This window comes from Simiduia sp. (assembly GCF_058345725.1).
The window spans coordinates 49311-74401 of record NZ_JBTUOC010000041.1 but is presented as its reverse complement, the minus strand read 5'-3'; the positions used below and the strand labels follow the sequence as shown (position 1 = coordinate 74401).

The window sequence follows — 25091 nt, the reverse complement described above, 5'->3', positions numbered from 1 at the left end:
AGCTTGTTATAGCGTATTTTCCCATTATGCAAGCTTACGGTAGTTTCTGTCATGCTGCCAATTAGGGTGCATTTCGACCGTATAACTAATGGTAGCAAGCTTAAATAAATCTACCGATATTCCCGCTTATGATTCCAGCCAAGGCCTTTGATATTCCTTAGTAGCAGATAGCAAAGGCCCCTGTTTTTCTGGTTGTGCTTCAGTCGGATCAGCCAGTCGGCAAATTCTTCGTTTTCGCCATCCAGCCAGGGCTGGTATCTATAAGAGTTATCACTGTTCCCCACAGATGCGCTAGCCACGCCGATACTGGCCCCTCCAGCCCAGCTGCTATAGGTCGGCCAACCCTCTGCTCATATGGCCGGTTAAAAATGGGGGGATTACACCAGGAAACATGGTTAGCAAGCTTTTAACTTATCTACCTGTTTGTATTGGTTACGTTGTCTTGAGGCTAAAACTGCTTCGAGCATTGCCAGAACACTGGTTGTCAGTTGACAACCAGTGTTCTGCTTTTTAAGCTTTTATAAGAAAGGTTTTGCTAGATAGATCTGTCGTTACTTATAGGGAGGGGTTAGAGTGGCGCGCTTTGAATTTACCCTTAAGTTTTGCCTGCCAAATATGGAATCTGACCCGCAGGAGTATATCGATCTACTTGCCGAAGCCGACTGTGATGACGCATTAATTGGTATAGGTCTCCCTGGGCGTATTGCCCTTGAATTCAGTCGGGATGCTGCCACTGCTTTTGATGCAGTTTCCAGCGCCATAAAGAATGTTAAAGACGCCATCAAAGACGCAAAGCTGATTCAGATAGCTCCTGATCTGGTCGGTCTTACAGATATTGCCGATATTCTGAACTGCAGCCGTCAATATGCACGCAAGTTGATGATCAGTGGTGGAAGTGACTTCCCTCTACCGATTTACGAAGGGAATACATCTTTGTGGCGATTGGCAAGTTTGCTGACTTGGCTAAGCAACAATAAACAGTACCAATTTGAGAAGGAGCTGATTGAGGTCGCAACAGTAGCTATGCAGTTCAATCTTGCACGTGAGATGCCCAATGTGGATTTATCCGTAGAACGTACTATCCGCTCATTGGTTTCCTGATTCTCCTTAGCTCGGGAGTGCAATCTAGGGTCAAGACATCCCGCATTATCTCTTTCGAGCACGGCAGGTAGTTTCAACACAGTCCCACAAACGCACCATCACTATCCATCGGTGCCCATTAAGATTAGCCAGGTAATGCAGCGGCCGGGAAGCGAGTCTGAAAGACCACATGTAAGAAAGTGGGGACATTAGTATTACCGGATACAGGTCGCTATCAGGTAGTTGTGCCACGCCTTCGAGTAAGATATCGGCCAAGTACACCTTCAATCATATTGGTGACTGTGACATAAAGTAGTTAATATGAACTTTGTTGCTCTGGAGGCCGCTATTTTACTGCCCCTCTCTTTTCTCTTTTATACACCTGTTGACACATGTAATGTAATTATTAATAGCGCAGTGTGACAAAAGGATTATGCATGGATATTTTAGAAAGCGCTTTGGAACGCGAAGGCCCCTGTGCAAGCTCAAAGATAGTTGCACGGCTAATGGATATACACGGAATAAGCCGAGAAGCAGCGCGAAAAAGAGCCTCAAGGGGTACACAGAACACATCGAGGTTAAGCTACATAAAGCTGGCCAGAGGCGAGCTCTTTATCTATCTAAAGAAAGACTTTGGGTCGCCCGTCTACTGGGAGAGTTTGATTAAGACATTGCAGGAAGCGAACTCCGTGTATGGGCTTGCCCTTGCCGCGTTGCATCAACGTGGGGGTATCCTACCTAAAAACCATTTCTCTATTGCTTGCGGTTCGCCAATACAGCAAAAAAAGCGTCTTTCCTCAGAGTCAGTTTTGAATGGCTTAGTTAGTTCTGGTCTTGTGAAAATCTTAGAAGTTAAAAAAATTGGTGCCTGCGTTGCTATTGTTAAAAGTGAAGACCACTACTACGAAGAATTAATAGTAGGCCTCCGAGCCAGGCTATTTACCGAGGACATCCTGCTTTCTGGTATCGCGACCTGGTTGAAGAAGCTCGGATTTGTTAGTTACGGATTGGTGGAAACACGGAACATGGATGTAAGTCAGCCTAAGGTCGGCACGTTCAATTGGGATCTAGCAGCGCCTTCCTATCTAGGCGCCTTACTAAACAGCAACGATGGCATTGCTAAGCCCGGGTTTATAGCCTGTGATCTGTGCTTCAGCGCCATGACTCTTGAAGGCATTAAACCTTTTATCAACAAATGCCGCTCTATTAGAGCACTGAAAAACGTAGGTCGGTGCCTTCAGATATTCGTTGCAGACAGCTACAGCAATGAAGCTTTTACTACGTTAAAGCAAGCAGGGGCTATTCCTGCAACGATTACTCACCTCTTTGGAAAGGATGTCGCTGAAGGGTTCAACTACCTCACACGCGCACTTTCTAGAATCGCAGATTTGGTCTTTGATCCTGATAAATTTGACCAAATGTTCTCCCGACTATCCAAAGTAGAGGGAGCAGTCGCTAACATGAGAGGGGCGTTTTTTGAGTTTATTGTCGCTGAAGCCTTACGTCCCTCATATGGTGATGTACGACTAAACTACATCTGCAATGATGGACAGGGAAGACAAGGTGAGTGCGACGTCGTAGCTATAAGACCTGGGTCGGAGATTCGGTTTATTGAGTGTAAAGGATATGCTCCCAATTCATTGGTTCCGGACGAAGAGGTGGAACGCTGGCTGGTCAAACGTGTACCTGTGATGTTGGGGGCTTCAAGAGCGCACCCAGATTGGAAAAACCTGATCCCAAAGTTTGAGTTTTGGACCACTGGGCAGCTTTCACAAACATCGATAGATCGCCTACAGGAAAGGAAAGCTGCAGTCAGCCCTTCGAAATATACTCTCGCCTATAAAGAAGCAAATGACGTGAAGTTGGTGATTAGAGAGAGCGGCAACGCTGGCCTTTACAAATCATTCGAAAATAATTACCTGAAGACTCCTATCTCTCACGAACCATTGAAACGCCCTAAATTTAGTGCATTTCAAGGTCAGGAAAATGATCCTATGCTGCCTTAAATTCGAGGCCGTCTAGTTCGAACTCTTCACAAAGCTGTTTGAACTTTTCGTTGCAAAAGCATGTAGAACACCCTTCCCACCGACTCCTAAAAACCAGTTTTTGATCGGCATCAGGACCAAAGACTAACGATTCAACTTCTTGTGTGTCTGGATCAATATACGAACTTTTCGACAGGTCAGGTTCCATATCCATTAAATTGTTGAATATGTAGTAGGTAAAACCTGAGATCTTGATCGGCAAGAACTCACCGTAGTCAGCTAGCATCAAGCGAAATACAGCATATGCCCTTTCTGATAAAAGCAAATTTGGGCCGCTCCAAACGCTAATACTCGGAATCTTTATGGCTTCAGGGTAGGCGGGAGAAGGTTCAAAGTGTGTAGTAACAGGCCCCCATATCTCCGCTAAACGTCTGTCCTTGGTACCCATGTAGACAAAGGCCATGATATTCGCCTCGGCATCCAATTGCTCAGCGATATCTTCTGCATCAAGGGGAATTTCCTTGTACTCAGACAGATTAGTGGAAAGGCTATAAATTTGGGTCATTGTCCGTTCCAGTTCGCGTCCTTTCGTTCCAAAAGCTTTTCAGGATAACCGCCATCCTTTAATTGTCCCTTCAGCTTTTTTAAGGCTTTGAGAAACATCTCTTCTGGCAACGTCAGTTTCATATGAGTAATAATCCAAGTTTCGTAGTTGTATCCGTGAAGGGGGTCATGAATAGGGCTATTTGGTGTAGCCCAATGCTCGACGACATCTGGATGAAGCCAAACCCCATTTCTCGGGTCATTAATCCTAACATTACAGTCAAAAAGACGTAATCTAACGCGGGTCATATCCCGCTTCCGCCAACGCCCTTTACCCATAACGATATGATGTGCAACGTGTTCAGCTGTTGGTGGAGGATCGGATTCAGCAATTAAGTTTTTGCGAAGAGTTGTGGTCGGATGGTGCTTTTCAGCCCTCATTTTGGCCAACCGCTCTTCAGAATCTAAACAGTTAAACTCTGCTCTGTATTTTGCTAAACCATCCTCGACGGCTGCCATTGAGTCGATTTTCATTCGAAGCATATCGAGGTGTTTCTTAGCCTCTTTCCACTGCTGCTGCAGGCGAAGTTTTTCTTCTGGAGATGCTGACCGAGAAGTTATCGCTTCTTGGTGATATTTATCAGCTCTATCCTGATATTCCTGTATCGCCAAAGTTAGCGGGGTAGCTGCTTTTACGGGTGCATTAGGCGCATCGGGTTGACTGCGGTACATGGCAAAATCCGTTTGTCATGGAAAACCAGAATTTTATATGTCTTTCACTATTGAATACTACGAAACGAGCGCACCAGTTATTAGATTGAACTTACACTGGCAGATTAAGAGTTACCCAACTAACAGACCAGGGGATAGGCGATGCACACAGGCATCGCGATAGGTTAGTACCCGCATATGTGGCGTTGTTCTTCCAAGGGGAGCCTTCACTCAATAGGCAAGTAATAAACACCAATAAACCAAATTGTTTGATTCAGTTTTCTGCAGGATTATTTGATCGGAATAGTTCCTGACGCAGTATTTTTACTTCATGTGGCGCTTCTATCGCTAGTGAAACTTCTGACAACGTCGAACCATGTTGACCATCCGGGAGTTTGACCTGAATAGTAATATCGTCGCCTATACGAAGAGAGGTTTGGGGGGTTAAGCTAAGAACTAGCATAGATTTCATCCTTGATTTGCCAAATTAGAGCGTCACTGCCCTTTGTATTTTTAGCATATCACTTCAGAGTACTCGGAACATAGCCTTGTACCGGACGTAGCTCATCTAGCTGTAACCATAACCCATTGATTTATAAAAATAATTCAATGGGTTATCTCATTTTAGGTTAGTCAATTCTGGAGGGGGTAACCTCTGCGGCCAACCCCATCTTACATTCATTTCATTTAAAGTGAGATTTCATTTCACTCAAATGAGATTCCATTTCACCCATTTGAGATTTCATTTCACTTAAAGTGAGATTCGACAACGGTGGGTTTTAAACATCCAGGTTGGCCACTTGCAACGCATTGGATTCAATGAAATCGCGACGGGGCTCCACCTGATCGCCCATCAGGCAAGTAAATATCTGGTCGGCGGCAATGGCATCCTCAATGGTAACGCGCAGCATGCGACGGCTTTCAGGGTCCATGGTGGTTTCCCACAACTGGCCCGGATTCATTTCGCCCAGACCTTTATAGCGCTGGATGTTGTAGCCCCTGCGCGATTCAGCCATGAGCCACTCCAACGCCTCTTTGAAGCTGGTGGTGGCAAAGGTGCGTTCGCCCCGTTTGATATAAGCCCCCTCTTCCAACAGACCATTGAGCTTGTTACCCAGATCAATAATCGCTTGGTATTCCTTGGAGCCGAAGAAATCCAAAGCCATGTCGTAATCTGTAGGCACGCCATGGGCAATGACCTCGATGCGCGGTTCAAATATGTGGCGCTCGAGATTTTCTTTGGGGAAGACCTTAAAGCGGTGTGTCCCTGTGGCTTTATGTTCAAGAGCCTTAGACAGCACGTCGCACCATTCGGCTACCTTGGCATGATCTTTCAGGGCCTCTACCGAAAGTGAAGGCAGATAAATCAGGCTTTCCAATACATCGGTGGGGTAAACACGGGCCAGGCGATCGATAATGCGCATCACGCGGCGGTACTCTTCTACCAAGCTGGCCAACGCAGCGCCGCTGATACCGGGGGCATCGGCGTTAACATGCAGGCTACTGTTCTCCATTGCCGCCTGGGTCAGGTAGGCAGTCAGCGCTTCGTCGTCCTTTAGATATTGCTCCTGTTTGCCCTTGGCAATCTTGTAGAGCGGCGGTTGAGCGATGTAAATATGCCCACGCTCCACCAGTTCGCGCATCTGGCGGAAAAAGAAGGTCAACAATAGGGTGCGGATGTGCGAACCATCCACATCGGCATCGGTCATGATGATGATGTAGTGGTAGCGTAGTTTTTCTGGATTGAACTCGGCAGTACCGATTCCGCAACCAAGGGCTGTAATCAGTGTGCCCACTTCCTGCGAAGACAACATTTTGTCAAAACGGGCTTTTTCGACATTTAGAATCTTACCTTTGAGTGGCAAGATGGCTTGGGTGCGGCGATCGCGGCCCTGTTTAGCAGAGCCACCGGCAGAATCACCCTCCACCAGGTAAAGTTCAGACAGCGCTGGGTCTTTTTCCTGGCAGTCGGCCAGTTTACCGGGTAGGCCGGCGATATCCAGCGCGCCCTTGCGACGCGTCATTTCGCGGGCCTTGCGCGCGGCCTCGCGGGCGCGAGCGGCGTCGATCATCTTGGTGACGATAGCCTTCGCCTCGGAGGGATTTTCCAGCAGGTAGTCGTTAAAGGCCTGCCCCATTTCCTGTTCTACGGCGGTTTTCACCTCGGACGATACCAGCTTATCCTTAGTTTGGGATGAAAACTTGGGATCGGGCACTTTGACGGAGATGATAGCTGTCAATCCCTCGCGGGCATCGTCGCCGGTGGTGGCCACTTTGGCATTTTTGCCCAGGCCTTCCCGCTCAATGTAGCTGTTCAAGCCACGAGTCAGCGCGGCGCGGAAGCCTGCCAGGTGGGTACCGCCATCGCGCTGGGGAATGTTGTTGGTGTAGCAGTAGATATTCTCTTGGAAGCTGTCGTTCCATTGGAGAGCCACTTCCACGGCGATGCCGTCATCGCGCTGGTTGGTAAAGTGCATCACCTTGTTAATCGGGTTTTTCGCGGTGTTTAAGTACTCCACAAAGGCCTGCAATCCGCCCGCATACTCGTACACCTCTTCCTTGCCGGAGCGCTCGTCTTTTAGCACGATGCGCACGCCAGAGTTTAGGAAAGACAACTCGCGTAGGCGTTTTGCCAGGTGGTCGAAATGAAATTCTATGTTGGTAAAGGTGGTCGACGCAGGTTTGAAGAAGACCTGGGTACCCGTGGTAACAGCGTCGCCCACGATTTCAAGCGGGCCCTGAGGGACTCCGTGGTGATAGACCTGCTCGTGAATCTTGCCGCCGCGGCGAATGGTGAGTTTTAGTTCCTCAGACAGGGCGTTAACAACGGATACGCCCACACCGTGCAGTCCACCTGAAACCTTATAGGTGTTGTCATCAAACTTACCGCCTGCGTGCAGTACGGTCATAATAACTTCGGCAGCTGATACGCCTTCGTCGTGCATTTCAGTGGGAATGCCGCGCCCATTGTCCGACACAGTAATGGACTCATTTGGGTGGATAACCACCCGGATTTCCGAGCAATAGCCAGCCAGGGCTTCATCTATGGAGTTATCTACAACTTCGAACACCATGTGGTGGAGGCCAGTACCGTCATCGGTATCACCAATGTACATGCCAGGCCGCTTCCGGACGGCATCAAGGCCCTTAAGGACCTTGATACTGGACGAGTCGTAGTTCTTTTGTTCCGACATCTTGTCACTCCATCTAAACGTTATTTTGGTCGTTTGCGGTCACTTGACCGTGTTCCACGTGAAACACTTTCCGGGGAACCACTAATTCTTGCCAACAAGACTCAAGGTCTTGCCGCTCTACACCCGTTACAAACACCTGGCCTTGCAAATCCAATAGCCACTGCGCCAGTCGACGCCTGTTTTCCGGGTCTAACTCTGATGGCAGATCATCCACCAGAAACACACAACGCCTGCCTTTTTGAGCGAGGTAAACACGCGCTGCACAGATTCGCAAAGCACAAACCAGCAGTTTTTGCTGTCCACGCGAAAGCACCTCTTCGGCAGCTGCTTTACCCATACGGATCTTTAGATCCGCTCGATGCGGACCTACCGAGGTATGCCCTAAATGGTGATCACGCGTGCTATTTGCCGACAAAGCCTGTTCAAGTGGCAGTGCTGAATCCCAACCGCGAACATACTCTATAGTCAGGTCGTTAAACGCCTCTAAGGGCGCTAGAAGCAACGACAACTCGTCCCGAAACAAGGTAAACACCTCGCTGCGAAGGACATCCAATCGCTCGCCAAAGCGGCTCAGCGCCTTATCCCAAGGGGCCAGCAAATCTGCGGTTATTCTACCAGAACGCAATAAACTATTCCGTTGTTTGAGCGCTTGACGGACTTCTCGCCAGCACCCCATAAAATCGTGTTCCACGTGGAACACCAGCCAATCCAAAAACTGTCGCCGCTCCCCTGGACCGCCCGCCAAGAGCGCAAAAGTGTCGGAGTAGATGGTTTGCAGCGGTATCAATTGCGCCAACTCTGCCGCTGAAAGGACGGGCTTGCCATTTACCTTAAATTGATCCGTACCCCGCTGATTGCGCTCTACGCCCACACGGTAATCCGCGCCCTGTTCATCGGTAAACCGACCAAAGGAGGTAACGCTCCCCTGCCCCTGCTGAATCAAGGGTTTTAACTTGTGGGACCGAAAGGATTTACCCCGCGCTAATAGTGCAATTGCCTCTAGGACACTGGTTTTACCGGCACCGTTTTGGCCATAAAAAAGATTAACTTGCGGGTGAAGTTGCAGGGTCGCCGCAGATATATTCCGGAAGTGATGTATTTGCAGAGAGGATAACGGCATGGGCTAGGAGGGCATTGCGCCCTCCTTATCCAATTATCTAGAGGCGCATTGGCATAACGACGTAAGCGGAGTCCCCGCTTTCGGGCTCCTCCAGCAGTGCACTGGAGTTGGAATCAGCCAGGGTAATCTTGACGTTTTCCGAGCCTAATACTGAGGTGACATCCAATAAGTAGCTGACATTAAAGCCAATTTCCATGGCTTCGCCGGTGTAATCCACCGTGACCGTTTCTTCGGCCTCTTCTTGTTCAGGGTTATTAGCAACAATGGTGAGTTGGCCGGCATCCAGCTGCAAGCGCACACCGCGGTACTTTTCATTAGACAAGATAGCTGTGCGACCAAAGGCCTGTTTAAGTTCATCGCGAACGCCTATCACGATACGGTTGCCGCCCTTTGGCAACACCCGCTCATAATCGGGGAACTTACCGTCTACCAATTTTGAGGTGAAAGTAAACTCCGGCGTTATGGCACGAATATGACTGCCACCCAACTTTATCTCGGCAGCAGAGTCTCCGTCACCCAACAGCCGCGCCAGCTCTATCACACCTTTGCGCGGTAAGATTGCCTGTACCTTCTCATTTGCCTGTATATCCATTGGACGAGTGCACATGGCCAATCGGTGCCCGTCGGTGGCTACCACACGCAATTGACCTTGTGTCACCTCCCACAACATACCGTTCAGGTAGTAGCGGACGTCTTGCTGCGCCATGGCAAAGGCTGTGCGATCAATCAAACGTTTGATGTCTTTCTGAGCACAGGTGAACTGCAAATCTGAAGGGCCGTCTTCCACATTGGGAAAATCATTGGCCGGCAGGGTAGACAGGGTAAAGCGGCTGCGGCCACTTTTAACCACCAGCTTTTGACTGTCTTCTATAAATTCGATTACCGCTGAATCGGGCAGCGAGCGGCAAATATCCACAAGCTTACGGGCCGGTACGGTAATTTCACCCGAGTCTCCCGGCTGCTCGAGCTGGATGCGCCCAACAATTTCCACTTCCAGATCAGTACCCGTCAACGCTAGGCGATCGCCTTCAAGCTGAATCAATACATTGGATAACACCGGCAAGGTTTGGCGGCGTTCAACAACACCCGCCACCAACTGCAGTGGTTTTAAGAGTGAATCGCGGGAAACTGAAAATCTCATATCCGGTCTCTTTTTATAGGCCTAAATTTGGCAGTAGCTGCTGCTTATTATATAGAAGTTGCTATAAAACTGTGGGCACCGGCCCACTCAGGTGGTCAATAAACGGTGCAGATTTTTAGTGTCTTCACGAATGTCTGCACTCTCCTCCTGGAGTTCTTTTATCTTGCGGCAGGCGTGCAATACCGTTGTATGGTCGCGCCCGCCGAACGCCTCGCCAATTTCCGGCAGGCTGTGGTTGGTCAGCTCTTTGGCCAAACTCATGGCAACTTGGCGCGGCCGAGCCACAGAACGGCTCCGGCGTTTAGAATGCAGGTCGCTCACTTTAATTTTGTAATACTCGGCCACCACGCGTTGAATATTGTCAATTGAGACCTGCTTATCCTGTAGCGCCAAGAGGTCCTTTAAAGACTCGCGCACCAGCTCCACATCTATATCTCGACCGGTAAAGTTGGCATTGGCAACCACACGCTTGAGCGCACCCTCGAGCTCGCGCACGTTGGAGCGGATTCGCTGTGCAATAAAAAATGCGGCATCGTGCGGCAGCGCCAAATTCTGTTGGGCAGCTTTTTTCATCAGAATGGCAACGCGCGTTTCCAATTCAGGCGGCTCCACAGCCACTGTAAGACCCCAACCAAAGCGGGATTTCAGCCGCTCCTCTAAGCCGTCTATCTCGCGTGGATAGCGATCACAGGTGAGAATAATCTGCTGTCCGCCCTCCAATAGCGCATTAAAGGTGTGGAAGAACTCTTCTTGTGAGCGCTCTTTACCGGCAAAAAACTGAATATCGTCAATCAATAACGCATCTAAGGACCGGTAATAGCGTTTGAAATCGTTGATGGCATTAAGCTGCAAGGCTTTAACCATATCCGCAACAAAGCGCTCTGAGTGCAGGTACAACACCTTGGCATTGGGGTTCTTTTCAATTAACGCATTGCCTACTGCGTGCATAAGGTGGGTTTTGCCCAAGCCCACGCCGCCGTATATAAACAGTGGGTTGTAAGCGCCACCCGGGTTCTCGGCAATCTGCCGCGCCGCCGCTAAACCCAGCTGGTTAGACTTGCCTTCCACAAAGCGCTGAAAGGTAAACTGGGTGTTCAACCGATGTTGGTGTTTCAGCCCACCCTCCACATCCACGTCGCGGTCCGCTCTCGGCTCGGTAGCCATAGGCGCAGGCGTAGGCAGAATCTCGCGGGTAACCTGAGGACTGACTTGCGGCGGCGTCGGTGTAGATACCCGCGCCGAGCGATTGTGGCGTGCCAATGAGTTGGCCGCGACGCCCAGTACCACGCGCGTATCGCGATCACCGGCGCACTCGGCCACCAGTTCCATAATCCGATTGAGGAATTTATCGCTCACCCAGGACTTGATGAACTGATTGGGTGCGAGCAGCGCAATTTCGCCGGCACTCGCGTGCTGGTCTAACTGCAAAGGACGAATCCATGTATTGAATTGCTCTGGCGACAACTCACTTTGAAGGCAAGTTATACAATGATTCCAGACAGATTCAGGCAAAGCGCTATCCCCCAACAGAATTGGCTGCGGCAAAAATTGTGATATTGGTGTTCGCAGTGACGCATTTATCGAGACAGCGCCAACTCCAGCGTTAAGCGAATGTCCTGTTGGTATGCCACTATCAAACAGAAATAGGTGGTTATCCTGCCACCACAGAAGACGACCGAAAGCCCGTCTTTTTTCAAGGGCAATATTCTAACCCGTGACCTCCTGCCAGGCTAGAGTTATCCACAGATGTTTTTACCTAATGGCCAAATAAAATATTTTACGCATTAATTTCAACAACTTAGCTAGAATTCCGGTGAAAAAAAACGCCCCCCTGACCAATTTAACCTGTGCACATCTACAACTTGACCTGTGGGTAAATCTGTGAATATCTTTTGTAAAAGCAGTGTAGTTCAACCCCATTAGCTGTTCGCATCCAAGCCAACCACTACATCTTGTGGCGGGCGATACAGTCGGGCTACAGACCGCAAAAAACCTGAATATAGCGTTGCTTTAACCCGCTGAATTCATTAGAATCCCGCCTCTTTTCGCACGCCCGCACTCTGTATAGATCGAGTAACGGTGAGCGAGTAATACCCAAGCTCACTATTTGGCAGGTTTTAGTTCCATGAAAAGAACATTTCAGCCCAGCAATCTGAAGCGCGCCCGTGTACACGGTTTCCGTGCCCGTATGGCTACCAAAAACGGTCGCAAGGTTCTGGCAGCACGTCGCGCCAAGGGTCGTAAGCAACTGGTTTGTGCTTAATTCCCTTATCGAGGTTCTGGGGTGCCCAGCTTTACGTTCGGCAAAGCGCTACGACTGCTGACCCCCAGTGACTTCAAGCCGGTCTTTGATCAGGCACCTTTCCGCGCTTCACACCAACACTTTATGCTTCTTGCTCGCAGCAATGGATTAGATCATCCGCGGCTGGGCTTAGTTGTGGCAAAAAAGAATGTACGACTTGCCGTAGAACGCAATCGCTTCAAGCGCCTAGTGCGCGAAACGTTCAGAGCCTATCAACATCAATTACCGCCTATTGACTGTGTCTTCTTAACACGCAAAGGGCTGGATCAACTAGATAACGCCACTTTTCAGCGCCAGCTAGTCCAGCAATTTAATCGACTAATCAAAAAAGCCGCCCCTGTACAGCCATGAGCTGGCTTCTGATCAAACTCATCCACGGCTACCGCCTACTACTCAGCCCCTGGGTCGGTAACCAGTGTCGATTCCACCCAACCTGCTCCCACTACGCAGAAGAAGCTATAAATAGACACGGTTTCATAAAAGGGGGTTATTTAATGTGCGCCCGCCTTATAAAATGCCACCCTTGGCACCCCGGCGGTTTTGACCCGGTTCCGGGTAACCCCGAATCTCATCCCGATAACGGCAAACAACATGAAAACTGATTGGATTAAATACCTGCTGCTCGCCGGTATGGCGGCAGTGACCCTTATGCTGGTCCGCGAGTGGGCGGCCTTTGACGACCGTCGCAAAGCGACACCCGCTCAAGCGCAAACCACCCTCTCTGCGCCGGTAGAACCACAAACCACCCCCGAGGCCAACGACGACATTCCCGTGGTTTCGAGTGAAGAGGCCCCTGTCACCCATAGCGCCACTCAAAAGTTGGTGACGGTAACTACTGACAACCTGGTCCTAAAAATCGATACCCAAGGCGGCGATATCGTCTATGCCGCCCTGCCAAAACACTTAGCGAAACTGGATGAGAAAAAACCCTTTGTTCTGTTAAATCGTACAGAAAGCCATACCTATATAGCCCAAAGCGGCTTGGTTGGCCCAAACGGTACCGATGGTAAAGGCCAGCGCCCGGTTTTCTCCAGCTCGCAGGATACTTACGCCTTGGGCGACAGCGATCAGCTAGTGGTGGATCTGAACTACCAACAAGACGGCGTCACCATCACTAAGCGCTATAGCTTTACCCGCGACAGCTACCTGGTAAATCTGAGCTACCTTATTAACAACCAATCTTCCGAAAATTGGCGCGCCAATTTCTATGCGCAAATCAAACGCGACAGCCAAACCGTCGCCACCGACGTAGGATTTGGCATGAATCCCTACCTGGGCGCCGCCATCACCAGCAAGGATGAAAAATACAAGAAGGTCGACTTTGAAGACATGGCCGAGGCCAGCGTAAAAGAATCGGTGCAAGGCGGTTGGGTCGCCATGGTACAGCACTACTTCATCAGTGCCTGGATAGCCAACCCCGAGCAAGAAAACACCTTCAGCCTGCGCAAATCTAAAACGGCCGATCTCTATTTCATGGGTTATACCGCACCGGCCGTTGAAGTTGCTCCGGGTAACCAACACGAAATGACAGCCGCTTTCTACGTGGGCCCGAAAGACGTCTATGCCCTCGAGGAAATGTCACCCTACCTAGACCTCACCGTGGACTACGGCTGGCTGTGGTGGATTGCCAAGCCACTGTTCCAATTTTTGACCTTTATCTACGGTTTTATCGGCAATTGGGGATGGTCAATTATTGCATTAACAATTGTTATTAAAGCAATATTCTTCCCGCTATCAGCCGCCAGCTACCGCTCTATGGCTAAAATGCGTAAGCTTGGCCCACTAATGCAGGATCTAAAAGAGCGTTACGGCGACGATCGTCAAAAGATGTCCGCCGAGCTCATGAAAATGTACAAAAAAGAAAAGGTAAACCCCATGGGCGGGTGTTTGCCGGTGCTGGTACAGATGCCAGTTTTCATTGCCCTTTACTGGGTATTAATGGAAAGCGTCGAGTTGCGCCACACGCCCTTCCTGGGTTGGATTGAAGATCTGTCTGTGCGCGACCCCTGGTTCATACTGCCGGTCATCATGGGTTTAACCATGTTCATTCAATTTAGATTGAACCCCACACCGCCGGACCCAACCCAGGCGAAAGTCATGCAGATGATGCCTATTTTTATGACCTTCATGTTTATGTGGTTCCCTGCTGGCCTAGTGCTCTATTGGGTAGCCAACAACACGATTTCCATCGTGCAGCAGTACGTGATTACCAAACAGATAGAAGCTGGTGGCCAAGCCTAAGATTGGGCGCCAACCACTCAGAGTTAGATATAATCAGGGGCCATAATCAATGGCCCCTTTTTTATGCCCTACACAAAAGACACCATCGCCGCCATCGCCACACCTATCGGCCGAGGAGGCGTGGGCATCGTGCGCGTATCGGGCCCCAGCGCCGCCGCCATCGCCGAGCAACTGTTGCGTACCCGGCCAAGCCCCAGGCGGGTTCATTACGGCAAGTTCTGGGATTTGCAGGGCAACATACTCGACCAAGGCATTGCACTCTACTTTGCAGGTCCACACTCCTTTACTGGCGAAGATGTCCTAGAGCTTCAGGGCCACGGCGGACCAATAGTAATGGATTGGTTGTTGCAGGCGTGCCTGGCAGCGGGTGCGCGCATGGCCAGACCCGGGGAATTCAGCGAGCGCGCCTTTTTAAATGACAAGCTGGATTTAGCACAGGCGGAAGCCATCGCGGACCTGATTGATGCGAGCTCCGAACAAGCGGCGCGCAACGCTCTGAACGGCCTACAGGGCGCGTTCTCGGAAAGAATCAACACACTATTGACCGAACTTACCAACCTGCGAATTTATGTGGAAGCCGCCATCGACTTTCCGGAGGAGGAAATAGACTTTCTCAGCGACGGTCACGTGGCACAGCAAATGGAAAACATTAAAACCGCCTTGGACAAAGTTCTGCAGGAAGCACAGCAAGGTTGCTTGACCCGCGACGGCATGCAGGTGGTCATCGCAGGCCGCCCTAATGCTGGCAAATCCAGCTTGCTCAACGCGCTGGCCGGTAAAGACAGCGCTATCGTCACCGACATCGAAGGCACCACCCGCGATCTCCTGCGCGAACACATCCATTTGGATGGTATGCCCTTGCACATCACCGATACCGCCGGCTTGCGCGACAACCCGGACCAGGTAGAGGCAATCGGCATTGCCCGTGCCCTCGAAGCCATCCTTGCGGCCGACCGCATTCTAATCGTGCAGGACCCAACCCGTGAAAACTACCAAACCGATACGGTGACAACACTCCTGCCAACCTTGGCAGCACAACTGGATCCCGCAAAAATCACCACCATCATCAACAAGGCAGACTTACCCGGCAACCGCGTGGGGTGGCACAGTCAATCGCCCGCTGTTCTGGGGTTGAGTGCTAAATCTGGCGAGGGTATGTCACTGCTGCGCGACCACCTGAAAGAGGTCATGGGTTACCAGAGCAGCACTGAAGGCAGTTTTACGGCACGGCGGCGCCACCTTGACGCACTTCAGCGCTGCGGTGAACACCTGCAACAGGGAGAGGCGCAGCTCAATGGCTATGGCGCCGGCGAACTACTGGCCGAAGATCTACGTGCCGCGCAACAAGCCCTCGGCGAAATAACAGGTAATCTGAGTGCCGACGCGCTATTGGGAAAAATATTTTCCTCTTTTTGTATCGGTAAATAATCCAATCCCCACCCAATATCGGTTTTTGTAAAGGTTGGCATTGATCAAATTCCAACCTAATCAACCGCTTACCAGCAAGTTATTAACATTCATTCACAGGTTTATCCACTAAACCATTGTTTTAAAGCATATTTCAGCTGTGAAAAAACCAGGGTGTGGATAACTTTGTGGGCCAGTAGCTTAAAAACTGAAGACTAGCCTTGAGTAAAAAGCGACTATTTAGTGCGGCCAAAATGGCCTGTGTATAAAGCGGACTTCTGACAACAGCTTATTCGTGGCCTACCCCGAACTTTAAGACCCGGTTATTCGTAGGTTATCATTAACCTAACCTTTTGAATTTAAAGCAATTTATACGGTTATCCACGGAATATTGCCACACCATATATAACAACATCTTTAAGAACTTCTATATATACATACATATATACATAAGTTAGATAAATAATCTTTTAAAAGCCGCCGCTCTTTTTTTGAACAATTTCTCCACTAGGCATATAATCGGCGCCCTTTTTTCTTCAGCGCACCTAACCCATGGATTACCCAAGCCGTTTCGATGTCATAGTGATTGGTGGTGGACATGCCGGTACTGAGGCCTGTTTGGCTTCGGCCCGCATGGGCATGAAAACACTACTGCTGACCCACAACGTGGAAACACTGGGTCAAATGTCTTGTAATCCCGCCATTGGTGGCATTGGCAAGAGCCATCTGGTGAAGGAAATTGATGCCCTTGGCGGCGCTATGGCCCAAGCGACTGATCGCGCTGGTATTCAATTCCGCGTGTTGAATGCCCGCAAGGGTCCCGCCGTTAGAGCCACTCGCGCCCAAGCGGATCGCGTGCTGTACAAAGCCGCTATTCGGGAAACCCTCGAAAATCAGCCAAACCTATGGATTTTCCAACAGGCCGCCGATGACCTCATTGTGTCGTCTGATCAGGTTCAGGGCGTTGTAACTCAGATGGGGCTCAAGTTTTACGCCACCTCAGTGGTATTAACCGCGGGTACCTTTTTGGGCGGAAAAATACACATTGGCCTGCAAAATTATTCCGGTGGGCGCGCGGGTGATCCACCGGCCATCGCTTTGGCCAGCCGACTGCGCGAATTGCCGTTGCGTGTGGAGCGCTTGAAGACAGGTACGCCGCCGCGTATCGATGCGCGCTCGGTGGATTTCAGTCAACTGGAACAACAGTGGGGGGATAACCCGCGCCCGGTTATGTCTTACCTTGGTAATCGCGAGCAGCACCCTGAACAACGCTGTTGTTGGATCAGCTACACCAACGAAAAAACGCACGAGATTATTCGCGGTGGGTTAGATCGTTCGCCTATGTATTCAGGCGTGATCGAAGGCGTAGGGCCTCGTTACTGCCCATCCATTGAAGATAAAATTCACCGCTTTGCCGATAAAGATAAGCACCAGGTATTTATCGAGCCGGAAGGCTTGACCACTCACGAACTTTATCCCAACGGTATCTCCACCAGTTTGCCCTTTGATGTGCAGCTGGATTTGGTGCGCTCGATAAAAGGTTTTGAGAACGCGCATATCATTCGCCCCGGCTATGCCATCGAATACGATTTCTTTAATCCGCAGGATTTAAATTACAGTTTCGAAACTAAATCTATCGCTGGGCTATTTTTTGCCGGCCAAATTAATGGCACCACCGGCTACGAAGAAGCGGGTATTCAAGGATTGCTGGCGGGAACCAATGCGGCGCTGCGCGCGCAGAATAAACCCGCGTGGTGTCCGGGTCGAGATGAGGCCTACCTGGGTGTACTGGTTGATGATTTAATTACTCTGGGAACACAAGAACCCTACCGCATGTTTACCAGCCGCGCAGAATACCGATTGCTGCTACGTGAAGATAACGCCGATCTGCGTCTCACAGAGCAAGGCCGTGCACTGGGATTAGTGAACGACCAGCGTTGGATGGCATTCAATGAAAAACGCGAGTCGATTGCGAAAGAGCAGCAACGCTTGAAAGATACCTGGGTGCAGGCCGGAAGTTCCGAGGCTAAAAAGCTTGAAGAAAAAATCGCCAGCCCACTGACTCGCGAATACAATTTGCAGGATTTATTAAAGCGTCCGGAAATACACTATGACGACTTGCCATTTTCTGAACCGGAAGGCGTGAATGATGCGGTGCGCGAGCAAGTAGAGATTTCCATCAAATATGCGGGCTACATCGACCGCCAGCAAGAAGATATCGATCGCCTGCGTGCCAACGAAGCAATGTTGCTGCCAGAGGATTTGGATTACCAGGCAGTGGATGGGCTTTCCAACGAAGTTAAGCAAAAATTGTCGAGTGCCAAACCACAAACGCTTGCGCGCGCCGCACGGATACCCGGCGTCACGCCCGCAGCGGTTTCTCTGTTGATGATCTACTTAAAAAAACGCGGCCTGCTAAAAAAACCAAACGCGGCTGCGGTATAAACGAGAAAGTAAAACATGGAATCTAAAGCGCTGTTTTCAGATCAACTGGAACGGGGGTTGGCGCAAATCGGTGTTGCTGCGACGGTGCAGCAACAGCAGCAATTGGTTGACTATCTTTTATTATTTGAGAAATGGAATAAAACCTACAACTTGTCCGCTGTGCGCGAGCGCGAGGCCATGGTGTCTCGTCATTTGTTGGACAGTCTAGTAGTGATACCACACTTGCAAGGCAAGCGCTTTATCGATGTCGGTACCGGCGGAGGTTTGCCGGGCATTCCCTTGGCGATTATGAAACCTGAATGTCATTTTTCACTGCTCGATAGCAACGGCAAGAAAACCCGGTTTTTATTTCAAGTAAAAACAGCACTCAAGCTTGCCAACGTGGCTGTGGAAAACCGCCGGGTAGAAAGTTTCCAGCCCACACCCTTGTTCGATGGGGTCATCAGTCGGGCCTTTGCTAGTTTGAACGATATGGTCACTGGCTGTGCGCAGTTAATTGCGCCGGCCGGTCGCTTCTGGGCTTTGAAAGGTGTTTACCCTGAAAGCGAGTTGAGTGAACTGCCAAAACACTATACTGTCGAGGCTTGTCATCGGCTGGAAGTTCCAGGCTGTGATGGCGAGCGTCACCTGTTGGAAATAAGCCGGCAAACCCAGTCATAACAAGGATAAAACCGTGAGCAAGATCTACGCGATAACAAACCAAAAAGGTGGCGTCGGCAAGACCACCACGTGTGTCAATTTGGCGGCATCCTTGGTGGCCACAAAAAAGCGCGTGTTGTTGGTGGACCTCGATCCGCAGGGCAATGCCACCATGGGCTCTGGCGTAGATAAAAACGAGCTGGAAGAATCTGTGTACGATGTGCTGCTGGGAAGTGCTCAGATTCTGGATGTTATTTGCCACTCGGAAACCGGTGGCTATGATGTGCTGCCCGCTAATTCCGACCTGACCGCGGCAGAAGTGCGCTTACTGGAGTTGGAAGAAAAGGAAACTCGTTTGCGCAAAGCTTTAACGCAACTGCAGGGCAGGTACGATTTTGTGCTCATCGACTGCCCACCTTCGTTAAACATGCTCACGGTTAATGCATTGGCCGCCTGCCAAAGTGTGATTATTCCGATGCAATGTGAATACTACGCCTTGGAGGGGTTGTCTGCCTTGGTGCAGACCATTCAGCAAATTACCGAAGTGCTCAACCCCGGACTTGCCATCGAGGGGATTCTGCGTACCATGCACGACCCACGCAATAGCCTCACTGTGGATGTGTCGGCCCAGTTAACGGAATATTTCGGCGACAAAGTTTACCGCACCTGCATTCCGCGCAATGTACGCTTGGCCGAGGCGCCCTCCTTTGGTCAGCCGGCGCTGGCTTACGACAACCAGTCCAAGGGTGCCATTGCCTACCTGGCGCTGGCCGGTGAAATACTGCGCCGTCACGAGGCGAGTGCCAAACATCTGGCGAATACTAACGCTCACTAACAGAATTTTTGGGAAGTATCAGCATGGCGACAAAACGAAAAGGACTCGGACGCGGATTAGATGCGCTCTTAGGCGCCGGTAAACCACTGCCAACCGGCGATGCCGCCGGTAATGCCGATACACAAAATGCACCGACCGATGGTCACCTCACCGAAATACCTGTGGAGTTTATACAGCGCGGCAAATATCAGCCGCGCCGGGATATGCACACTGAAGCGCTTGAAGAATTAGCTGCCTCCATCAAGGCGCAAGGTGTGATGCAGCCCATCGTGGTGCGCCCGATCGGCGTGGAAAATGGTACTACTCGCTATGAAATTATCGCCGGTGAACGTCGTTGGCGCGCCACCCAACTGGCGGGCATGGACAAAATTCCCGCTGTAGTGAGGGATGTGCCCGACGAAGCTGCCATTGCCATGGCGCTGATTGAAAACATTCAGCGCGAAGACCTAAATCCCGTAGAAGAGGCTGTTGCACTCAAGCGCTTACAAGACGAGTTTGATCTGACGCACCAGGAAGTGGCCGATGCCGTGGGTAAATCGCGTACCACCGTGACTAACTTGCTGCGACTGATTGCGCTGGCCGACGATGTCAAAATTATGCTCGAGCACGGCGATCTTGAAATGGGCCACGCCCGCAGCCTACTCACCCTGGACGAACTCGATCAACGCGAGGTGGCCCGCCAGGTAGTGGCTCGCGGCTTATCGGTTCGCCAGACCGAAGCACTGGTCCGTAAAATTCAACAAGATCAAACCAAAGCTGTGCCGGCCCAATCGCCCAGTCCGGATGTGCGCCACCTCGAAGAGGGGCTGGCCGAACACATTGGCGTACCCGTGCAATTACAGCAAAGTGCCAAAGGTAAGGGCAAGTTGGTGTTGAGCTATAACAGTCTGGATGAGTTGGACGGAATTCTGGCACACCTGCATTACAAGCCAAATACTTAGTAAGTGTTTACTCACTTTCTAAGGCCTTTATTTAGGCTGGTTGAATGCTGTCATCTTTAAACCTATAATGCGCGTCGCCCTTGTGCCGCCAGATGGTGCGCACGAGCAAATCCGGTGCAAAAATGGTCATCACGCAAGCCGCGCATAAGACTACCTGAGAAGTACACGTGGCAAGCAAATACAAGCCTCCGATTTTACAGTGGCTGGGAATAGAGCTGGCGCTATTGGCGCTGGCCGTGGCGCTCGCTTGGTTTTTAGAAGCGGACGAGCAGCCCGCCTACTACGCGGTGTCTTGCCTTCTGGGTGGATTGGTTGCCATCGTCCCCCACGCCTATTTTGCAGGCCTTGTTTGGCGTTTTTCCGGTGCGCGCGCCGCCCCTTGGGTGGTGAAGTCTTTTTACCGGGGCGAAAGTGGAAAATTTGTACTGACACTGGTGGGGTTTGGGTTGATCTTTGGGTCCCCGCTACCGGTGCAACCGCTGGTGTTATTTGCGACCTACTGCGTATTTTTGGCAGTTCAAGTTGGGCTTGCCGCTCGACAGGCGTAAACCAGCCACAACGGCTTTCTTAAATCATTGAGGTGCTTGAAGCATTATGGCAAGCGAAGAAATCACCACAACCGGTTATATCCAACACCACCTCCAGAATATGGCCTATGGCAAATTGCCAGCCGGCTACGAGCGCGTGAATGCCGATGGCAGTGTCACTGTGCTGGAGGAATCCACCTGGACCTTGGCACATACATCGCAAGAAGCGGTGGACATGGGCTTTTGGGCTGTGCACCTCGACTCTATGGGGTGGTCCATCGCACTTGGTATTATTTTCGCGTTCTTGTTTGCCCGGGTTGCCAGCAAGGCTACGACCGGTGTGCCCACAGGCGTACAAAGCTTTGTGGAGTTGGTGGTTGAATTTGTAGACAACACAGTGAAAGACATTTTTCACCACCGCAATACCATGATCGCCCCAATGGCACTGACCATTTTTATGTGGGTGTTCTTGATGAACCTGATGGATTTGATTCCCGTGGATTGGTTGCCCATGGCGGCGGCTAAAATTGCCGGCAATGACCACTTGTTTTTTAAAGTGGTACCCACCACCGACCCGAACATCACTCTGGGTATGGCCTTTGCGGTTTTCCTGCTGATGTTGTTTTTCAGCATCAAAGAAAAAGGCCTGATGGGTTTTGTGAAGGAATTGACATTGCACCCTTTCCACTCGGGCAAGTGGTACTTCGATATTTTCCTGATTCCGATCAACTTGATTCTGGAAACCGTTTCTCTGATTGCCAAGCCAATTTCGTTGGGCCTGCGATTGTTCGGCAACCTCTATGCCGGTGAAATGATATTTATTTTGATTGCGCTGATGTTTGGTGGCGGATTGCTGCTGGGCTTAGGCGCGGGTGTGCTGCAGTGGGGTTGGGCGGTGTTCCATATCCTGGTAATTACCCTGCAGGCCTTTGTGTTCATGGTGTTGACCACGGTGTATATGGCCATGGCGCACGACACGGGCGAAGCGCACTGATTAAACGTTTTACTTTTTTAACTGATATTTTGTTTTAACTTTACCTACTCTAGGAGATAACAATGGAAGCACTTGGTTTGGTATACGTAGCATCTGCACTGCTGATCGGTCTGGGCGCTCTGGGTACTGCAATTGGTTTTGGTACTCTGGGTGGCAAATTGCTGGAAGGCGCCGCGCGTCAGCCTGAGCAAGCCCCTGCCCTGCAAGGCAAAATGTTCCTGATGGCTGGTCTGCTCGACGCCGTGCCAATGATCGGCGTGGGTATCGGCATGTACCTGATCTTCGTAGTGGCTCCAGGCCTGGCAGGTTAATTCCACCCTTTTTGCCTTTTAACCACTCACTAAAGAGCAAGAGGTGTTGGTGTGAACATTAATCTGACCCTGATAGGACAGACGATAACATTTTTGTTTTTCGTTGCGTTCTGCTGGAAATACGTATGGCCCGCGCTCATAGGCGTGATGGCTGCACGTGAAAAGAAAATTGCCGACGGTCTGCAAGCAGCCGAGCGTGCAGACAAAGATCTAGAGCTGGCGCAGAAAAAAGCCACCGATCAACTGAAAGAAGCTAAAGCGCAAGCGGCAGCTATCGTTGAGCAGGCTAACAAGCGCGCGGCGCAGATCGTGGAAGAAGCGAAAGAGCAAGCTCGCGCAGAGGGCGATCGCCTGAAAGCGGCTGCGCAATCTGAAATCGTGCAGGAAACCAACCGTGCTAAAGAAGCTCTGCGTGCGCAGGTTGCCAGCTTAGCATTGGCGGGTGCCACCAAAGTGCTGGGGACATCTGTAGATGAATCCAAGCATGCGGATCTGCTCAATCAATTAGCGCAAGAGCTCTAAGCGAGGATTCCATGGCTGAATTGACCACTCTGGCACGGCCCTACGCAAAAGCGGCTTTTGAGTACGCATTAGCGGCACAGGATCTGGCGGGTTGGTCTGCGATGTTGAGCACGGCGGCTGCCGTTGCTCAGCAAGACGTAATGGAGCAGGTTTTGAGCCTGCCCTCTTACACAGCAGATCAAAAAGCGCAGATTTTTGTCGACGTCTGTGCAGACACGCTCAGCAGTCCCGGCCAAAACTTTATTAAGAACCTGGCAGCCAACAAGCGCCTGTCTCTATTGCCGCATATCGCGGTAATTTTCGAGCAGCTCAAAGCCGCACAGGAAAAAACCATCGATGTGGAAGTGGTATCAGCATTTACCCTTTCCGCCGACCTTCAAGAGAAACTGGCAAGCGCACTGAGCAAAAAGCTCAGCTGTGATGTGCGTGTTCAGGCTAGCGTGGATCAGAATTTGATTGGTGGCGCAGTTATTCGCGCCGGCGATACCATCATTGATGGTTCTGTGCGCGGTCGGCTGGCCAAACTTGCCGAAGCGATGAACGCCTAACTCTTATAGGATTGAGGACAAAAGCATGCAGCAACTGAATCCTTCGGAAATCAGTGAAATTATCAAGCAGCGCATCGACAGTCTCGATGTGGCTACTGAAGCCCAGAATGAGGGCACCATTGTTTCCGTATCCGACGGCATTATCCGTATTCACGGATTGGCCGACGTAATGTACGGTGAAATGATTGAATTTGACGGCGGCCTCTTCGGTATGGCCCTGAACCTCGAGCAAGACTCTGTCGGCGCTGTGGTTTTGGGTGATACCTCAGGTTTGGCTGAAGGCCAGAAAGCCCGTTGTACCGGTCGCATCCTGGAAGTACCCGTGGGCGAAGCCCTGCTCGGTCGCGTAATGGATGCCCTGGGTAACCCCATCGACGGTAAGGGCGCGTTAAATGCGACCGAAACCGACGCCATTGAAAAAATTGCACCCGGTGTTATCGCCCGTCAATCCGTTGATCAGCCAATCCAGATTGGTTTGAAAGCGGTAGATGCCATGGTGCCAATCGGTCGCGGTCAGCGCGAGCTGATCATTGGTGACCGCCAGACCGGTAAAACTGCGATCGCTGTTGATGCCATCATCAACCAGAAAGGCACTGGCGTTAAGTGTATCTACGTCGCTATCGGTCAGAAGGCCTCTTCCGTTGCCGCAGTTGTGCGCAAGTTGGAAGAACACGGCGCCATGGATCACACCATCGTGATCGCCGCTACTGCTTCTGATCCAGCGGCCATGCAATTCTTGGCACCTTTTGCCGGTTGCACCATGGGTGAATACTTCCGCGACCGCGGCCAAGATGCACTGATCATTTACGATGATTTGACCAAGCAGGCGTGGGCCTACCGTCAAATTTCGTTGCTGTTGCGTCGTCCGCCAGGCCGTGAAGCCTACCCAGGTGACGTGTTCTATTTGCACTCGCGTTTGCTGGAGCGCGCCTCGCGTGTGAATGCCGACTATGTTGAACAATTCACCAAGGGCGAAGTGAAGGGTAAAACCGGTTCGTTGACCGCACTGCCAATCATTGAAACCCAAGCCGGTGACGTATCAGCTTTCGTACCCACTAACGTGATCTCCATTACTGATGGTCAGATCTTCCTGGAAACCAGTCTGTTCAATGCGGGTGTACGTCCAGCGATGAACGCCGGTATTTCGGTTTCCCGTGTAGGTGGTGCCGCGCAGACCAAGATCGTGAAGAAATTGTCCGGTGGTATTCGTACTGCTCTGGCACAGTATCGCGAACTGGCGGCCTTCTCACAGTTTGCCTCTGATCTGGATGAAGCCACTAAGGCACAGCTGGATCACGGTGAGCGCGTAACCGAACTGATGAAGCAGAAGCAGTACCAGCCACTGAAAGTGGGTGAGCTGGCTGTGGTGGTTTACGCCGCTAACGAAGGTTTCTTGAAAGACGTTGAAGTAGCCAAAATTGGCGCCTTTGAAAGTGCCCTGCTGTCTTACATGAACGCTGAACACAGCGACCTCATGAAGAAAATTAACGAAACCGGTGATTACAACGATGAAATCGCCGCAACGTTTAAGGCTGCACTGGAAAAATTCAAGGCAACCCAAACCTGGTAATTGCTGGGCGCACCGCGCCCTTCAATAACTTTAAC

At 50.8% G+C, this 25091-nt stretch carries 24 protein-coding genes; 17 read left to right on the top strand and 7 right to left on the bottom strand.

The features are described 5' to 3' along the window. The first annotated feature begins 573 nt into the window (after positions 1-573). On the top strand, positions 574-1101 hold the full coding sequence (locus ACW8F6_RS10175; RefSeq protein ID WP_491575751.1) for a helix-turn-helix transcriptional regulator: 528 nt from the start codon (positions 574-576) through the stop codon (positions 1099-1101). Positions 1102-1517: 416 nt separating this feature from the next. Next, a complete protein-coding gene (locus tag ACW8F6_RS10170) occupies positions 1518-3086 on the top strand; it encodes a hypothetical protein (protein WP_491575750.1) in 1569 nt (522 codons plus the stop codon). Here ACW8F6_RS10170 and ACW8F6_RS10165 read toward each other — a convergent pair. From ACW8F6_RS10165 to dnaA, 7 genes are all read right to left on the bottom strand, one after another. After that, complete coding sequence (locus ACW8F6_RS10165) at positions 3073-3630, bottom strand: hypothetical protein (RefSeq protein ID WP_491575749.1); 558 nt, start codon at positions 3628-3630, stop codon at positions 3073-3075. The genes ACW8F6_RS10170 and ACW8F6_RS10165 overlap by 14 nt on opposite strands. Continuing rightward, a complete protein-coding gene (locus ACW8F6_RS10160) occupies positions 3627-4340 on the bottom strand; it encodes an AHH domain-containing protein (RefSeq protein WP_491575748.1) in 714 nt (237 codons plus the stop codon). Before ACW8F6_RS10160 ends, ACW8F6_RS10165 begins: the two co-directional genes overlap by 4 nt. A 253-nt stretch (positions 4341-4593) precedes the next feature. Beyond that, a complete protein-coding gene (locus ACW8F6_RS10155; protein ID WP_491575747.1) occupies positions 4594-4782 on the bottom strand; it encodes a carbon storage regulator in 189 nt (62 codons plus the stop codon). 316 nt (positions 4783-5098) lie between these two features. Continuing rightward, the gene (gene gyrB, locus ACW8F6_RS10150) at positions 5099-7513 is read right to left on the bottom strand and encodes a DNA topoisomerase (ATP-hydrolyzing) subunit B (RefSeq protein WP_491575746.1); all 2415 of its coding nucleotides are present in this window, start codon (positions 7511-7513) and stop codon (positions 5099-5101) included. Between the two features lie 13 nt (positions 7514-7526). Continuing rightward, positions 7527-8633: a DNA replication/repair protein RecF gene (gene recF / locus ACW8F6_RS10145; RefSeq protein ID WP_491575745.1), complete on the bottom strand. Its 1107-nt coding sequence runs from the start codon at positions 8631-8633 to the stop codon at positions 7527-7529. Between the two features lie 37 nt (positions 8634-8670). Beyond that, a complete protein-coding gene (gene dnaN, locus ACW8F6_RS10140) occupies positions 8671-9774 on the bottom strand; it encodes a DNA polymerase III subunit beta (protein WP_491575744.1) in 1104 nt (367 codons plus the stop codon). An 87-nt stretch (positions 9775-9861) separates the two neighbouring features. After that, complete coding sequence (gene dnaA / locus ACW8F6_RS10135) at positions 9862-11286, bottom strand: chromosomal replication initiator protein DnaA (RefSeq protein WP_491575743.1); 1425 nt, start codon at positions 11284-11286, stop codon at positions 9862-9864. Positions 11287-11899: 613 nt separating this feature from the next. On the opposite strand from dnaA, the gene rpmH reads away from it, so the two are divergent. The 15 genes from rpmH (at position 11900) to atpA (ending at position 25056) form a co-directional block, all read left to right on the top strand. Continuing rightward, positions 11900-12037 (top strand): 50S ribosomal protein L34, encoded by a 138-nt coding sequence (rpmH, locus tag ACW8F6_RS10130; protein WP_253358135.1) that lies wholly within the window; start codon positions 11900-11902, stop codon positions 12035-12037. Between the two features lie 21 nt (positions 12038-12058). Next, positions 12059-12427: a ribonuclease P protein component gene (rnpA, locus tag ACW8F6_RS10125; protein WP_491575742.1), complete on the top strand. Its 369-nt coding sequence runs from the start codon at positions 12059-12061 to the stop codon at positions 12425-12427. Beyond that, positions 12424-12678, top strand: a complete 255-nt coding sequence (gene yidD, locus ACW8F6_RS10120) for a membrane protein insertion efficiency factor YidD (protein ID WP_491575741.1) — start codon at positions 12424-12426, stop codon at positions 12676-12678. Before rnpA ends, yidD begins: the two co-directional genes overlap by 4 nt. Beyond that, positions 12668-14317 carry a membrane protein insertase YidC gene (yidC, locus tag ACW8F6_RS10115; RefSeq protein ID WP_491575740.1) on the top strand — a complete coding sequence of 550 codons (1650 nt, stop codon included), beginning with the start codon at positions 12668-12670 and terminating at the stop codon, positions 14315-14317. Before yidD ends, yidC begins: the two co-directional genes overlap by 11 nt. 63 nt (positions 14318-14380) lie before the next feature. Continuing rightward, positions 14381-15745, top strand: coding sequence for a tRNA uridine-5-carboxymethylaminomethyl(34) synthesis GTPase MnmE (mnmE, locus tag ACW8F6_RS10110; protein WP_491575739.1), 1365 nt, complete (start codon positions 14381-14383; stop codon positions 15743-15745). A 531-nt stretch (positions 15746-16276) separates the two neighbouring features. Beyond that, positions 16277-18169, top strand: coding sequence for a tRNA uridine-5-carboxymethylaminomethyl(34) synthesis enzyme MnmG (mnmG, locus tag ACW8F6_RS10105; RefSeq protein WP_491575738.1), 1893 nt, complete (start codon positions 16277-16279; stop codon positions 18167-18169). Between the two features lie 15 nt (positions 18170-18184). Continuing rightward, positions 18185-18829, top strand: coding sequence for a 16S rRNA (guanine(527)-N(7))-methyltransferase RsmG (gene rsmG, locus ACW8F6_RS10100; protein WP_491575737.1), 645 nt, complete (start codon positions 18185-18187; stop codon positions 18827-18829). Between the two features lie 13 nt (positions 18830-18842). Next, positions 18843-19643: a ParA family protein gene (locus tag ACW8F6_RS10095; protein WP_491575736.1), complete on the top strand. Its 801-nt coding sequence runs from the start codon at positions 18843-18845 to the stop codon at positions 19641-19643. Between the two features lie 23 nt (positions 19644-19666). Next, on the top strand, positions 19667-20584 hold the full coding sequence (locus tag ACW8F6_RS10090) for a ParB/RepB/Spo0J family partition protein (RefSeq protein WP_491575735.1): 918 nt from the start codon (positions 19667-19669) through the stop codon (positions 20582-20584). A gap of 167 nt (positions 20585-20751) precedes the next feature. Further along, positions 20752-21132, top strand: coding sequence for an ATP synthase subunit I (locus tag ACW8F6_RS10085; protein WP_491575734.1), 381 nt, complete (start codon positions 20752-20754; stop codon positions 21130-21132). A gap of 46 nt (positions 21133-21178) precedes the next feature. Further along, entirely contained in the window at positions 21179-22105 is a 927-nt protein-coding gene (atpB, locus tag ACW8F6_RS10080; RefSeq protein ID WP_491575733.1) for a F0F1 ATP synthase subunit A, read from the top strand. A gap of 62 nt (positions 22106-22167) precedes the next feature. Next, the gene (atpE, locus tag ACW8F6_RS10075; protein WP_015047823.1) at positions 22168-22416 is read left to right on the top strand and encodes a F0F1 ATP synthase subunit C; all 249 of its coding nucleotides are present in this window, start codon (positions 22168-22170) and stop codon (positions 22414-22416) included. Positions 22417-22467: 51 nt separating this feature from the next. After that, on the top strand, positions 22468-22938 hold the full coding sequence (locus ACW8F6_RS10070) for a F0F1 ATP synthase subunit B (protein WP_491575732.1): 471 nt from the start codon (positions 22468-22470) through the stop codon (positions 22936-22938). 11 nt (positions 22939-22949) lie between these two features. Further along, complete coding sequence (locus tag ACW8F6_RS10065; protein ID WP_491575731.1) at positions 22950-23486, top strand: F0F1 ATP synthase subunit delta; 537 nt, start codon at positions 22950-22952, stop codon at positions 23484-23486. 25 nt (positions 23487-23511) lie between these two features. After that, positions 23512-25056 (top strand): F0F1 ATP synthase subunit alpha, encoded by a 1545-nt coding sequence (atpA, locus tag ACW8F6_RS10060; RefSeq protein ID WP_491575730.1) that lies wholly within the window; start codon positions 23512-23514, stop codon positions 25054-25056. The last annotated feature ends 35 nt before the right edge of the window (positions 25057-25091 follow it).

What these genes read in the sequence shown, in the direction of transcription:
- ACW8F6_RS10170 (WP_491575750.1), top strand. Translation starts at nt 1,518, where the DNA reads ATGGATATTTTAGAAAGCGCTTTGGAACGCGAAGGCCCCTGTGCAAGC.
- ACW8F6_RS10165 (WP_491575749.1), bottom strand. Translation starts at nt 3,630, where the DNA reads ATGACCCAAATTTATAGCCTTTCCACTAATCTGTCTGAGTACAAGGAA.
- ACW8F6_RS10160 (WP_491575748.1), bottom strand. Translation starts at nt 4,340, where the DNA reads ATGTACCGCAGTCAACCCGATGCGCCTAATGCACCCGTAAAAGCAGCT.
- ACW8F6_RS10155 (WP_491575747.1), bottom strand. Translation starts at nt 4,782, where the DNA reads ATGCTAGTTCTTAGCTTAACCCCCCAAACCTCTCTTCGTATAGGCGAC.
- gyrB (WP_491575746.1), bottom strand. Translation starts at nt 7,513, where the DNA reads ATGTCGGAACAAAAGAACTACGACTCGTCCAGTATCAAGGTCCTTAAG.
- recF (WP_491575745.1), bottom strand. Translation starts at nt 8,633, where the DNA reads ATGCCGTTATCCTCTCTGCAAATACATCACTTCCGGAATATATCTGCG.
- dnaN (WP_491575744.1), bottom strand. Translation starts at nt 9,774, where the DNA reads ATGAGATTTTCAGTTTCCCGCGATTCACTCTTAAAACCACTGCAGTTG.
- rpmH (WP_253358135.1), top strand. Translation starts at nt 11,900, where the DNA reads ATGAAAAGAACATTTCAGCCCAGCAATCTGAAGCGCGCCCGTGTACAC.
- yidD (WP_491575741.1), top strand. Translation starts at nt 12,424, where the DNA reads ATGAGCTGGCTTCTGATCAAACTCATCCACGGCTACCGCCTACTACTC.
- yidC (WP_491575740.1), top strand. Translation starts at nt 12,668, where the DNA reads ATGAAAACTGATTGGATTAAATACCTGCTGCTCGCCGGTATGGCGGCA.
- mnmE (WP_491575739.1), top strand. Translation starts at nt 14,381, where the DNA reads ATGCCCTACACAAAAGACACCATCGCCGCCATCGCCACACCTATCGGC.
- mnmG (WP_491575738.1), top strand. Translation starts at nt 16,277, where the DNA reads ATGGATTACCCAAGCCGTTTCGATGTCATAGTGATTGGTGGTGGACAT.
- rsmG (WP_491575737.1), top strand. Translation starts at nt 18,185, where the DNA reads ATGGAATCTAAAGCGCTGTTTTCAGATCAACTGGAACGGGGGTTGGCG.
- ACW8F6_RS10090 (WP_491575735.1), top strand. Translation starts at nt 19,667, where the DNA reads ATGGCGACAAAACGAAAAGGACTCGGACGCGGATTAGATGCGCTCTTA.
- atpB (WP_491575733.1), top strand. Translation starts at nt 21,179, where the DNA reads ATGGCAAGCGAAGAAATCACCACAACCGGTTATATCCAACACCACCTC.
- atpE (WP_015047823.1), top strand. Translation starts at nt 22,168, where the DNA reads ATGGAAGCACTTGGTTTGGTATACGTAGCATCTGCACTGCTGATCGGT.
- ACW8F6_RS10065 (WP_491575731.1), top strand. Translation starts at nt 22,950, where the DNA reads ATGGCTGAATTGACCACTCTGGCACGGCCCTACGCAAAAGCGGCTTTT.
- atpA (WP_491575730.1), top strand. Translation starts at nt 23,512, where the DNA reads ATGCAGCAACTGAATCCTTCGGAAATCAGTGAAATTATCAAGCAGCGC.